The organism is Streptomyces sp. NBC_01497, assembly GCF_036250695.1.
Lineage (GTDB): Bacteria > Actinomycetota > Actinomycetes > Streptomycetales > Streptomycetaceae > Streptomyces.
Map to the genome: position 1 here is coordinate 3,072,173 of NZ_CP109427.1, position 12,828 is coordinate 3,085,000.

Annotated in this window: 11 protein-coding genes; 2 read left to right on the top strand and 9 right to left on the bottom strand. The window is 73.3% G+C overall.

Translation table 11 applies throughout. The features are described from left to right. Positions 1-43: 43 nt before the first annotated feature. The 7 genes from OG310_RS13060 to OG310_RS13090 form a co-directional block, all read right to left on the bottom strand. Positions 44-1,078: a hypothetical protein gene (locus tag OG310_RS13060; RefSeq protein ID WP_329456057.1), complete on the bottom strand. Its 1,035-nt coding sequence runs from the start codon at positions 1,076-1,078 to the stop codon at positions 44-46. 3 nt (positions 1,079-1,081) lie between these two features. Then, on the bottom strand, positions 1,082-1,519 hold the full coding sequence (locus OG310_RS13065) for a hypothetical protein (RefSeq protein ID WP_443078627.1): 438 nt from the start codon (positions 1,517-1,519) through the stop codon (positions 1,082-1,084). After that, positions 1,503-3,329 carry a hypothetical protein gene (locus OG310_RS13070; RefSeq protein WP_329456058.1) on the bottom strand — a complete coding sequence of 609 codons (1,827 nt, stop codon included), beginning with the start codon at positions 3,327-3,329 and terminating at the stop codon, positions 1,503-1,505. Before OG310_RS13070 ends, OG310_RS13065 begins: the two co-directional genes overlap by 17 nt. 262 nt (positions 3,330-3,591) lie before the next feature. After that, a complete protein-coding gene (locus OG310_RS13075) occupies positions 3,592-4,581 on the bottom strand; it encodes a malate dehydrogenase (protein WP_329456059.1) in 990 nt (329 codons plus the stop codon). 269 nt (positions 4,582-4,850) lie between these two features. Continuing rightward, positions 4,851-6,239: a helix-turn-helix domain-containing protein gene (locus OG310_RS13080; protein WP_329456060.1), complete on the bottom strand. Its 1,389-nt coding sequence runs from the start codon at positions 6,237-6,239 to the stop codon at positions 4,851-4,853. 326 nt (positions 6,240-6,565) lie between these two features. Continuing rightward, entirely contained in the window at positions 6,566-7,375 is an 810-nt protein-coding gene (locus OG310_RS13085; protein WP_329456061.1) for a DUF3017 domain-containing protein, read from the bottom strand. Between the two features lie 44 nt (positions 7,376-7,419). Then, complete coding sequence (locus OG310_RS13090; protein ID WP_329456062.1) at positions 7,420-8,280, bottom strand: bifunctional methylenetetrahydrofolate dehydrogenase/methenyltetrahydrofolate cyclohydrolase; 861 nt, start codon at positions 8,278-8,280, stop codon at positions 7,420-7,422. A gap of 225 nt (positions 8,281-8,505) precedes the next feature. Here OG310_RS13090 and OG310_RS13095 point away from each other — a divergent pair, with 225 nt between their 5' ends. Continuing rightward, positions 8,506-9,117: a hypothetical protein gene (locus OG310_RS13095; protein WP_329456063.1), complete on the top strand. Its 612-nt coding sequence runs from the start codon at positions 8,506-8,508 to the stop codon at positions 9,115-9,117. Positions 9,118-9,243: 126 nt separating this feature from the next. Here OG310_RS13095 and purH read toward each other — a convergent pair whose 3' ends face one another. Beyond that, positions 9,244-10,809, bottom strand: a complete 1,566-nt coding sequence (gene purH, locus OG310_RS13100) for a bifunctional phosphoribosylaminoimidazolecarboxamide formyltransferase/IMP cyclohydrolase (RefSeq protein WP_329456064.1) — start codon at positions 10,807-10,809, stop codon at positions 9,244-9,246. Then, positions 10,806-11,471, bottom strand: a complete 666-nt coding sequence (purN, locus tag OG310_RS13105) for a phosphoribosylglycinamide formyltransferase (RefSeq protein WP_329456065.1) — start codon at positions 11,469-11,471, stop codon at positions 10,806-10,808. Before purN ends, purH begins: the two co-directional genes overlap by 4 nt. 402 nt (positions 11,472-11,873) lie before the next feature. On the opposite strand from purN, the gene OG310_RS13110 reads away from it, so the two are divergent. Next, the gene (locus OG310_RS13110) at positions 11,874-12,824 is read left to right on the top strand and encodes a hypothetical protein (RefSeq protein WP_329456066.1); all 951 of its coding nucleotides are present in this window, start codon (positions 11,874-11,876) and stop codon (positions 12,822-12,824) included. The last annotated feature ends 4 nt before the right edge of the window (positions 12,825-12,828 follow it).

Genomic DNA, 12,828 nt, shown 5'->3' on the forward strand with positions numbered 1-12,828 from the left:
AGCGTCGCGCGGCCATGGGCGGTGCGGAAGGCTCCGCCCGACGCTACGAGGAGGACGCCGACGGCGGGCCGCCGGCCGGGGCTGGGACGAAGCGTGAGAGGGCCGCGTCCATCAGGTCGCGCTGGAGGGGCACCTGATCCTGCGGCGCGGCCACCAGCACCGCGTACTTCTTGCCGTCGACCGCCGTGAACACCCGCTCGATGCCCTGGCGCACGGAACCGGTCTCGGCGCTGTCGTACTGGTAGACCAGTTCGGCGGCGTCGCCCAGCGGGTTCTCCGCGCCGCCCGGCACCGCGCCGAGGTCCAGCTGCTCGTAACCGTCCTCCGCGGCGAGCCCCTCCGACGCCTGTGCGGCGGCCGCCTCCGGCGTCAGCGACTTCTCCGTGACGGTGAAGACCTGGATCAGGCTCGTGCCGTCGGCCGAGGTGTAGAAGACCCCGTTCGCCTTCTCGCTGCGGGTCCAGTCGTCGGGCACCGCGAGGGTGAAGCCGCGCGGATCGTGCACGACCCGTTCACCGGCCGGCAGATCCGAGACGGACGGGGACCCGGTCCCCGCCGTGGTCCCGCCGCCGCTCGAAAGGCCGTCGGAGCCGTCGGAGCCGTCACTCGACGAGCCACCGGAGGCACCGGACGCACCGTCGTCCATGGTGGCCGCGCCACGGCCGTGTCCGGTGGCGGCCGACGACGCGGCGGCCCCGGCAGCCGGTGCGGCGTCCCCCGTGCCGAACGTGAGCCAGGCCGCCGTACCCCCGGCGGCCAGGACGGCCGCGAGTCCGACGACCGTCACGGCACCGCGGCGCGTACGCGGCAGGCCGCGCACCCCCGACGCCCCACCGGCCCCGGACTCGACGCCAGGACCCGCGCCCGCTTCACCGGCGGCCACCAGCGGCGCGGTGTCCAACCCGGCAGCCGTCGCGCCGGCCGGGGCACTGGCCGGGCGGGGCGGGAGAGACGGGAGCGCCGGCAGAGGCGGTTCGTACGGTTCTGCGCGCTCGCCGCTCTCCCAGCGCTGCGCCTCGTCGTCCCACCAGGGCATCGGACCGGGGCCCCGGCCGCCCTCCCCCGTCGGTCCGCTCATCCCTCAGCCCCCCAGGAGTCCGGAGATCGACCGGGCGACGGCGACCCCCGACGCGAGGCTGCCGGTGATCGCCCCCGCGAGGCCGAGCGCCTCCCGCAGCCGGGCCAGCCGCCCCGGGGTCGCGGCACCCGCCGCGGTGACCTCGTCCTCGGTGCGGGACAGCTCGGCGTCGAGGGCGTCCGTGCCCTCGGTGCGTACCAACCGCGCCAGATCGGCGCGCAGTTCACGCACGGCGGCGAGCAGTTCCTCCTGCGCCGCGTCCGCGTCCGGCGGCCGGTGGTGGTGGACGTTGGTGACGGTGCCGTGGTCGCCGATGTTCAGCGCGCTGGACGTCACCGAGCCGATGTGCACCCCGGCGCCCGGCGCGGAGTCCCGCCCGCCACCCGCTGCCGCCGTCCCGGGGTCCGCCGGGTGGTCCGCCCCGTCACTTGCCCTCGTCACGGCCGGTCGTCCTCTCGTCGTGGTTGCTCACGCTGTTGTGGTCCCCGATGCCGATGGCGCTGTCCTTCGCGTTCTCGATGAACACGCCCCGGCCGAAGACCTGGATGATGCGCTGCTCGAACTCGCCCGTCGCGTAGCCGGCGTCGCGCAGTGCCGCGTGCACCCCGCCGGCCACCCGGTCCTGGATGCTCTTCACGTACCGCCGCACGTCCATGTCCTGGAACTGCGACAGGTCGCTGTCGGAGCCCAGTTCGCGCACCGACACCCGGGGCCCCTCGGGCAGCCCGTGCGCGTGACCTCCGCTGAGCCGGCGCCAGGCCCCGGCCACCGCCTGTGCCAGCGTGTACAGCGCGAGGGGCGGCGCGGCCGCGGAGTGGCCGAGGGCCCAGGCCGCCTTGCCCAGCGTCCTGTTCCGCAGGTACCGGTGGGCTGCCCGGTCCGCGTCGCGGAAGTCGGCGCGTACGGGCATCAGTACATGCGGCGCGAACTCCACCATCAGCATGCCGCCCTGCGTGTGCACCCGTACGAACACCGTGACGACGACCTCCTCCTGCCAGCCGCCGACCCGCACCCGCAGGAAGTGGCGGCGGCTCTCCCCGCCCTCCTCGACGGCCGCCGCGCGGTGCGCCTCGACCGGACCCGGCCCGTACGGTGCCCCGTCGCGCCGCGTCATCCCGTCGGCCGGCAGGAACACGCACTCGTCCACGACCAGTTCGCGCAGCCGGTCGCGTACCGCGTCGGCGGCCCGTCCCGACGCGCGGGGCGAGGGCACGCGCAGCGCCTCGACGAGCGGCCGCACCCGCCGCAGCATCCCGGCGTTGTCGAGGGGCTCCGCACGTGCGCCCTCGCGCGGGCGCAGCTCCACCGCCAGGCTCCAGACGTCGAACGGCACCCCGTAGCCGCTGAACGGCTCGCTGGAGCGGTACATCGACAGCGGCGCGTGCTGTTCGGCGCGGAGCCGGTCGCGCAGCATCCTGAGGCGCGGGCTGTCGCCCGCCCGTTCGGCGGGGTCGGAGCGCAGCGCGGGGAAGCCGCCGCGCGACAGCTCGCCCTGCATGACCACCGCGAACCGGCCCTCGCGCGCCGCGACCGCGAGCGTGATCAGCAGGAGCAGGAACAGCGCGAGCCCGGCCATGCCCTGCTCGACCCCGCCCAAGGACAAGGGCGCCCCCGAGAGTCCGCCCGTACCCCCGTCCGCCAGGCCCAGCGCCCCGGGCACACCGAGGTCGCCCGACCCGCCCGCATCGAACCCGTCGGCGCCACCGTCGTCGGAGAACCCCCCGAACAGGCCCACGACGAGCAGCACGAACGCGCAGAGGAACAGCAGGCGCCCGAACCAGCGCGACAGGAACGCGAAGACGAGCCGCGCGGTGACCGGCCGCGCCGCCCGGCCCCTGATCAACGGCGCCAGCGCCATCCACACGGCGCCCCACCACAGGAAGGGCCCGGCGAACGAGGCCATCAGCGCGGCGCCGAACCACAGGACGACCAGAGCGCAGGCCCAGCCGATCTCGAACCGCCTGGCGCGCGCCGCGTGCAGGAGCACGCGCGCCGCGTCGAATCCGACCGACGGCGCGGGAAAGCGCTCCTCGTGCACGGACAGCTCGTCGAGCACCGCGTCCCGGAAACCGGGGTCCAGGTACACCCCCGCGCACAGGAGGCGGCACGCCTCGCTGACCGCCGGCACGACGGGCGGACGCCCGGGGGGCGGCCCCACCGGATCCTGCGGCGCGGCCTCGGGGCGTGCCGCGGGCACCCCGGCCGTCTTCTCGTTCGGCTGCTGCGGCGGTGGCGCCGCGAAATGGGACACCTGAGCCTGACCCCCGTGTCGACGTGGTACGGCGGTTCGCCGGAGGCAGCACCCTACGCGTCCGCGCACACCCCCGCAGCACAAAAACGCCGGAACTCCCCGTACGTGACGGGGAGTTCCGGCGTCTCAGCCGTACGGGCGCCCAGCTTCACGGTCACCCGGCCCTTGTCGGCGTTCAGCCTTACGAGTCATCACGACCCGACGGCCGGCCGGACATTTCGTCGGCCGGCCATCCGCTCGGCCGGCCGGTGGGCGGAGCGGCTCAGATCAGGCCGAGGGAGCGGACCGCGTCGCGCTCCTCCTCCAGCTCCTTGACGGACGCTTCGATGCGCGAACGCGAGAAGTCGTTGATGTCGAGGCCCTGGACGATCTCGTACGCGCCGCCCTTCGTGGTGACGGGGAAGGAGGAGATCAGACCCTCCGCGACACCGTACGAACCGTCGGAGACGACGCCCATCGACGTCCAGTCACCCTCGGCGGTGCCGTTGACCCAGGTGTGGACGTGGTCGATCGCGGCGTTCGCGGCGGACGCGGCGGACGACGCGCCACGGGCCTCGATGATCGCCGCACCGCGCTTGGCGACCGTCGGGATGAACGTCTCGGCGAGCCAGGTCTCGTCGTTCACGGTCTCCGCGGCGTTCTTGCCGGCGATCTCCGCGTGGAAGATGTCGGGGTACTGCGTGGCGGAGTGGTTGCCCCAGATCGTGAGGCGCTTGATGTCGGAGACCGCGGCGCCCGTCTTCTGCGCGAGCTGCGACAGCGCGCGGTTGTGGTCGAGACGGGTCATCGCGGTGAAGCGCTCCGCCGGTACGTCCGGGGCGGCGGAGCGGGCGATCAGCGCGTTGGTGTTGGCCGGGTTGCCGACGACGAGGACCTTGATGTCGTCCGCGGCGTTGTCGTTGATGGCCTTGCCCTGCGGCTTGAAGATGCCGCCGTTGGCCTGCAGCAGGTCGCCGCGCTCCATGCCCTTCGTCCGGGGGCGGGCGCCGACGAGCAGCGCCACGTTCGCACCGTCGAACGCCTTGTTCGGGTCGTCGGTGATGTCGATGCCCGCGAGGAGCGGGAAGGCGCTGTCGTCGAGCTCCATCGCGGTGCCCTCGGCGGCCTTGAGCCCCTGCGGGATCTCCAGGAGTCGCAGGCTGACCGGCACGTCCGCGCCGAGCAGTTGGCCGGAAGCGATGCGGAACAGCAGCGCGTAGCCGATCTGGCCGGCCGCGCCGGTGACGGTGACATTCACGGGAGTGCGGGTCATGGCGATCTCCGATAGCAAGCTGGCGGTGTGGGGCCGGCCCTGGTGTGCGGGTCCCTGGTGTGCGGGACGCCTCCCCACAACCGCCCGGAGCGGCCACCGGTCCGGGTCGCGGCCGGAACCTTCCGAATCTTGATGTGAAGAGAAATCCAGCGGCCAGGCTATCCGACCGGCGGGCCCGGACACCTGTGCCCCCGGGTGTCTTGCCTCACCGGGCGAATCCGGGGCCTCACGGCACGCGTCCGACGCCTTCCGGGTCCGGTCCGGCGCCGCTACCTCGCGGTGGCGCAGCCCTGTGCCCCGCTACTGAGGGTGAGACAGGCACGCAGGCCGTGCGGCTCCGGCGCGGCGACCATCGGTGTGTACGTCCCGGTGCTTGCCTGCGCACCGGCGGCGACCGGATCGCCCCCGGGGGTGATGCGCAGGGTGCCCCCGGACGCCGAACCGGTGACCCGGGCCCAGGCGGCGCCGCAGGCTGCGCTGTACCTGACCTCCACGAAAGCGTCCCCGACCATGCCGGTGGCGACCGTCGCCGCGTGTCCGGACGCACAGCCCATGGCTTCCGGGTCGCGCCCGGCGCACCCGCCGGGAGCGCACCCGAGGGCCGGGAAGAGGGAGACGGAGGTCGAGACACCGGGCGCCGGGGACGAACCGCCGACGCTGCCGGTGCCGGCACCGGACGGACCGACGACGGAGTCCGGCGCCCGGCCGGAGGCCGTGGGAGCGGGAGCGCCCGGCACCGACCGGGAACCGGACCCGGCGCCGGGGTGGCCGGCCGCGCGGGTAGGCCCCCCGGCCGAGGGCCCGGCTTCCGTACGGGACCCGTTTCCGGCCGGGTCGCCGCCGCCGAGGCCCGTCAGCAGCACGACGGCGAGGACGACGAGCGCGACGCCGACAGCCGTGGACACGAGCGTGAGGGTCCTGGCGTGCCCGGTCCGCCGCTCGGGGCCGGGGCTGCGGGACGGCTCGAAGTGATCGCCCGACGGCTCGAAGTGATCGTCGGGACGGGGACGACCGGTGGAACCAGAATCGCCGGAGTCACCGAAGTCACCGAAGTCACCGAAGGAACGGGAAAGACCGGACGTACCGGACCCACCCGAGCCACCCGAGTGATCGGAGTGATCGGAGTGATCGGAGTGATCGTCGAAGTGAGGTGAAGGGCCCGGGAGATGTCCGGGGCCGTAGGGGGATGAGAAGTCCGGTACCGAGTCGCCAGTGTCCTCGGAAGCGAAGAGGCCGCCGGTCCCGCCCCGTAACCCGGGGGCGGTGCCCGACGCGTCGGAGCCGCCGGTGGCGAGCGGCCCCTCAAGAGTGCCGGAGGGCTGCTCAGGAGTGCCGCCCGGCTCGTCGGGGGCGTCGAGCGCACCGCCCGGCAGGAAGATCGTCGGGTAGGAGTCCGGGGCCGTGCCCTCGGACCGTGCCCGTGACTCGGCCCGGTCCCACAGTTCGAGCAGCGGAGCCCTGTGCGCGCCGACCGCCTCCGCCAGGGCCGCCGTGACATCGCGCAGCGGGCGGCGCAGGCCGCGTACGTACGCTTCCCAGTCCTCCCGGCTCGCGCCGGTCCTCGCCGCGACGGCTTCGAGACCGAGCCCGCTGCGGTCGATCAGTTCGCGCATGCGGTCCGCGAGTTCATCCTCGGGATCCGTACCACGGCGCGCCATGAGCCCCCCTCACCCCCGGGCGCGCGCTCGCGGCGCCCGGCCAAGTCTCCCACTGTTGCCGCCCGATCACACCGTGTCGAAACGGCCACGTCCGTGTCACAGGAAAGGTCCGGACCTTGAACACCGGCCGCGTTCGCCCGACGCTGAGGCGGCAGGTCCGGGCGGTCGGGGAGGTCCGGCGGCGCGCGTCCCCCCTCGGGGGAGGGGATGGACGCCGCCCGGCCCTCCCGCCGCCCGGACCTGTGAGCACGTTCCCGTGGTCCCGGCGGCCGCCACCGCGGGTCACGGCGGTTACGGCGGCCACCGCGACTCCGGCGATACCGCGGTTACGGCACCGACGAGTGAACGACGCTCTGCAGGAACGGGATGTCCACCCACGGGCGCGGCTGGATCATCAGCGCGAACAGGACGATCGCGACGCCCAGCACCCCGTACGTGACCATGTCCGTGAACCGCGACCGTACGGCCAGCATGCCGACCGACGGCACGGACCTGCGCAGCACGGAGCCGCCGACCAGGGCGACCCCGACCATGATCGTGCCGACGCGGAACGCGGCCTCGAAGGGGTGCACCCCGACGGTCAGCAGCCCCAGCGCGGCCAGCGCGAGCACGCTGATCAGCGGCCACTGCCGGGCAGGGGCGGGCGCGTCCCCCGAAGCCGCCCGGCCGGCGCCCTCCGGGGGCGGGAAGTCCTGCGTGACGGGCGATTCCGCGCCGCCGAGCGCGGTGGCGCCGTTCAGCCGTGCCGCCGCGCCGTCGCGGTCACCGTCGCCGTCACCGTCACCGTTGGTCGGTGCCGCCTCCGGCGCGGCCTCGGGCCGGCCCTCCCGATCCGCACCGGACCGCGAGTCGTCTGCGTCCGGGGAGTCCACGGAGGGCTGGGAGTCCTTGGAATCCGAGGCCGCGGAAGCCGCGGAAGCCGCCGGGTCCGCGGCACCCCCAGCGGGACGCGCTGCGACCGCCGCGTCGGGATCGCCGGGCTTCACGGTCACCACCTCGGGACCTGCGGACTCAGGTGCCACCGCGTCCAGCTCGCCGGGCGTCGTCACCACCGTGTCCGGATCGCCGGGCTTCCTGACCGCGCCCAGGGCGGGAGCGGCCTCCGGGCCGGGGTCCGCACCCGGTCCGGGATCCACGCCCGGGGCGGGTTCTGAGCCACCCCGGGCCGGTGCCTTCTCACTCACTCCGTGCCCACCGCCCTCTCGGCTGCCTCGACCACGTTGACCAGCAGTTCCGCGCGCGTCATCGGACCGACGCCACCCGGGTTCGGGGACAGCCAGCCGGCCACTTCCGCCACGCCGGGGTGCACATCGCCGACGATCTTGCCGTTCTCGTCACGGCTCACCCCCACGTCGAGCACGGCCGCGCCCGGCTTCACGTCCTCGGGCTTGATGATGTGCGGCACACCCGCCGCGGCGACGATGATGTCGGCCTGACGGAGCTGCGCGGCCAGGTCGCGCGTGCCGGTGTGGCACTGCGTGACCGTCGCGTTCTCGGACTTGCGGGTCAGCAGCAGCGGGATCGACCGGCCGACGGTGATGCCCCGCCCGACGATCACCACGTGCGCACCGTTGATCTCGACGCCGTGGTGCCGCAGGAGGTGCAGGATGCCGTTGGGCGTGCAGGGCAGCGGGCCCGTCTCGTTCAGCACCAGGCGGCCGAGGTTGGTGGGGTGCAGCCCGTCGGCGTCCTTCGCCGGGTCGATGAGTTCGAGCACGCGGTTGGTGTCGATGCCCTTGGGCAGCGGCAGCTGGACGATGTAGCCGGTGCAACCGGGGTCCTCGTTGAGCTCGCGTACCACCGCCTCGATCTCCTCCTGCGTGGCGGTGTCCGGCAGTTCGCGCTGGATCGAGGCCATGCCGACCTCGGCGCAGTCGCGGTGCTTGCCGTTGACGTACCAGCGGCTGCCGGGATCGTCACCGACGAGGAGCGTGCCGAGGCCGGGCGCCACGCCCCGCTCCCTGAGGGCCGCCACGCGGACGGTCAGATCGGACTTGATCGCGGCGGCGGTGGCCTTGCCATCGAGAATCTGGGCGCTCATGGCCCCATCCTCGCGGATGACCCTGTCAGTGTTCCAATTCGGTCCCCCGCACGCCCCGTATGCGTTGCGCTTGCACAACGCATACGGGAAGTGACTGGACAAGGCGCGGATTCCGCCATCACGATGACCCGGTAGAACCGCGGCAGTGCAGGGGGGCATCCGCTCAGTTCGTCGTGTTCCTCCGCGCGGTCCGCTTGTCCCCGCATATGCACGGAGGAATCGTCCATGAGCTTCGGAGAGCCGAACAACCCGTACGGGCAACAGCCTCAGGGCCAGCCGCAGGGCCCGCCCCCGGGACAGCCGCAGGGCCAGCCAGGGTACGGATACCCCGGCAGCCAGTCCCAGGGCCAGCCCGGCTACGGCTACCCGCAGGCGCCGCCCGTCCAGCCGTACGACGGCGGCTACCCGGGCGGGGGCACCATGACCGAGATGCCCGGCGGTGTGAAGGCCGCGCGCGTGATGATGTGGGTCATGTCGGGCCTCTGCCTGATCGGCGGCCTCATCTTCATCATCGGCGGGGTGATGATCAACGGAGCCAAGGACAAGACGGACGACTCCCAGCTCACCAGCATGATGGACAAGGGCACCTCCGCGCTGGTCGGCATAGCCGTCCTCGCGCTGGTGTGGTGCGTGCTGCTGGCGGTGCTGGCCGTCAAGTTCAAGAGCGGCGGCAACGGCCTGCGCGTGACCCTCATCGTGGTCGGGGTGATCACCGCTCTCCTTGCGCTCTACCCGTTCACCCTGCTGGGCATCGTGCACCTCGTCCTGTCGATCCTCGTCGTCGTCTTCGTGGCGAAGTCCGACGGCGCTGCCTGGTTCAACCGCAGCCGCGCCTGATCCGGCCCCGCCGCACACCTGGCGCCCGCGCCCGACGGCAGCAGAAGGCCGGGTCCCCCTCGGAGCGAGGAGGACCCGGCCTCTGCCGTCACGGCAACGGCGGTGGACAGCCGACGCCCGGGGCCGTCAGTGGAAGAAGTGGCGCGTGCCCGTGAAGTACATCGTCGCGCCGGCCTTCTTCGCGGACTCGACCGCCAGCTCGTCGCGTACGGAACCACCGGGCTGGACCACCGCGCGCACCCCCGCCTCCAGCAGTACCTCCAGGCCGTCGGGGAACGGGAAGAAGGCGTCCGACGCGGCGAACGCGCCCTGGGCGCGCTCCTCGCCCGCGCGCTCGACCGCGAGCTTCGCCGAGTCGACCCGGTTGACCTGCCCCATGCCGACGCCCACGGACGCGCCGTCCTTGGCGAGCAGGATCGCGTTGGACTTCACCGCGCGGCACGCCTTCCACGCGAACTCCAGCTCGCGCAGCTCCGCCGCCGACAGCGCCTCACCGGTCGCCAGCGTCCAGTTGGCCGGGTCGTCGCCCTCGGCCTGGAGCCTGTCGGTGACCTGCAGCAGAGCGCCGCCGTCGATCGGCTTGACCTCGTGGGTGGCGGCGGGCCCCTCGGGACAGCGCAGCACCCGGATGTTCTTCTTGCGGGCCAGCACCTCGACCGCGCCGTCCTCGTAGTCCGGGGCGACGATGACCTCGGTGAAGATCTCCGCGACCTGCTCGGCCATCGCGGCCGTCACCGGACGGTTGACGGCGATGACGCCGCCGAACGCCGAGAGCGGGTCGCAGGCGTGCGCCTTACGGTGCGCCTCGGCGACGTCGTCGGCGATCGCGATGCCGCAGGGATTCGCGTGCTTGATGATCGCGACGCACGGCTCGGTGTGGTCGTACGCCGCACGGCGCGCGGCGTCCGTGTCCGTGTAGTTGTTGTACGACATCTCCTTGCCGTGCAGCTGCTCGGCGCCCGCGAGGCCGGCCGCGCCCGGGGTGCGGAAGAGCGCCGCGGGCTGGTGCGGGTTCTCGCCGTACCGCAGGACGTTCGACCGCTCGTACGTCGCCCCGAGGAACTCCGGGAAGCCGCTGTCGTCGGCCGCCGCGTAGCCGTCCGCGAACCAGGACGCGACGGCGACGTCGTACGCGGCGGTGTGCTGGAACGCCTCAGCGGCGAGCCGCTTGCGCGCGGTGAGGTCGAAGCCGCCGTCGCGGACGGCCGCGAGGACGTCCGCGTACCGCGCCGGGCTCGTGACGATCGCCACGGACGGGTGGTTCTTGGCGGCGGCGCGCACCATCGACGGGCCGCCGATGTCGATCTGCTCGACGCACTCGTCGGGCGTCGCGCCGGAGTCCACGGTCTCCCGGAACGGGTAGAGGTTCGAGACGACCAGCTCGAACGGCTCGATGTCGAGGTCCGCGAGCTGCTGCCGGTGGGCGTCGAGTCGCTGGTCGGCGAGGATGCCGGCGTGGACGCGCGGGTGCAGGGTCTTGACCCGGCCGTCGAGGCACTCGGGGAACCCGGTCAGGTCCTCGACCTTGGTGACGGGCACCCCGGCGGCGGCGATCCTCGCCGCGGTCGAGCCGGTGGAGACCAAGGTGACGCCGGCCTCGTGCAGCCCCTTGGCCAGCTCCTCCAGGCCCGTCTTGTCGTAGACGCTGACCAGAGCGCGGCGGATCGGCCGCTTCGTACCTTCGGCGGTCACGTGATCGTTACCTTTCGTCCCTCTATGCGGTAGCCGTGCCGGGCCAGACGCCCCACGACATCGACGAGCAGCGCTCGCTCGACTTCCTTGATGCGCTCATGGAGCGCGTTTCCGCCGGCCTCGTGGTCTGCGTGATCCTCGTCCCGGATCTCGACCACGCCCTGGGCGATGATCGGGCCGGTGTCGACGCCGTCGTCGACGAAGTGGACGGTGCAGCCCGTGACCTTCGCCCCGTACGCCAGCGCGTCACGGACGCCGTGGGCGCCGGGGAAGCTGGGCAGCAGGGCGGGGTGGGTGTTGACGAAACGCCCGCCGTACCCGGCCAGGAACTCCTTGCCCACGATCTTCATGAACCCCGCGGAGACCACCAGGTCGGGCGCGTAGCGGGCCGTCGCCTCGGCCAGGGCCCTGTCCCACTCCTCGCGGGTCCCGTGGTCGCGCACCCGGCACACGAAGGTCGGCAGGCCGGCCCGCTCCGCGCGCTCCAGGCCCGCGATGCCGGTGCGGTCCGCGCCGACGGCGACGATCTCCGCGCCGTACGCGGCACCTTCCGCGGCGATCCGGTCGATCAGCGCCTGCAGGTTGGTCCCCGATCCCGAGACCAGGACGACGAGACGGGCCGGGCGGCCGGACGACGGGGGCAACGGGGGTGGGACAGCCACGACGCGAGCGCCTTTCTCGGACTTCTCTTCAGCGGGCCCGGACCCGGTGGGCAGCGGTACGGGCTCTGTACGGTCGGCGGGCCGAGCGGTCCACGGGTGACGGGTCGGTCGGCGGTGCCTGGTGCGGTCGGGGGGCTCTGCGGGTCGACGGGGTGTCTGCGGTCGGCATGCTTCGTACGGTGGTCGGCATGCTTTGTACGTTCGTACGAACGCGTCGCGTACCCGAATCTGGGGAACTCTACGAAGGAGCCGACCGTCAGCAACGATACCGGCATATCGATCGGCCCCCACGGGACGGGGGCGGGTCCGGGAGGTAGCGTCAGGGGGGCGACCTGTCTCCTGGACGGGCCATGATCACGACAGGACCCCGGACCGAGGGTCTGAGGGGAAGACGTTCACCACATGCAGGACCGACGCCGCACGGTACTCCGCCTCCCGCAGCACACGGTTCCCGTGCTCCTGCGGGAACGCCAGTCCTCGTCCGACACGGGCTCCTCGGGCTCGCCGTCGGGATCACCGTCGGGCTCCCCCTCGGACGACAACCCCTTCGCGCCGCCGCCCGAGGGCACCGCCGACCAGCCCTGGCAGCCACGCCACCACCCGCACCGGGACGGCTCGGACCGGGGCGGCGACGAGGAGTCCGGCTCCGGCGACGACGGACGGGGCAAGGACGACCGCCCGGTCTGGGGCGGCCAGTGGAGCGACCGGCAGCCCGGCAGGTCGGGCGGCGGCTTCGGCGGCCGGCCCGGCGGGCAGGGGCCGCAGGGGCCCGAGCAGCGGCAGGGCCAGGGCGGCGGACCGGGCGGATCCGGCCGCGGCGGGATGCGCTGGGACCCCAAGGACGTCTACCAGCGCCGCGCGCGCTACGCGCTGCTCTCCGGTATCTGGGCCTTCTTCTTCGCGCTGTTCAGCATCCCCGAGGTCGCGCTGCTGCTCGGCTCTCTCGCGGTCTACTGGTCGATCAGCTCGCTGCGCGCGAAGGACCGCAAGGACGCCCCGGCGGGCGAGGACGGCGTGGCGGGGGCCCGCAGACCCGACCCGTTCGCGACGCCCGCGCAGAGCGCCGGGGCCGCGTACCAGTCCACACAGGACCGCGCGTACGCCTCCGCGGGCGTGCACCACACCCAGCAGCAGGTGGAACAGCAGCAGACACGCCCGCAGCACACCGCCGCGGTGAGCGGCCTGGTGGCCGCGATCCTGGCGCTGCTGGTGGTGGCCGGGGCGTACTCCCTGCAGTTCGTCTACTCCGACTACTACTCGTGCGTGCACACGGCCCTGACCCACGAGGGCCAGGTCGCGTGCAACAGCGAGCTGCCGAAGTCGCTGGTCTCGGTACTCGGCATCAGCAAGTAGCCTC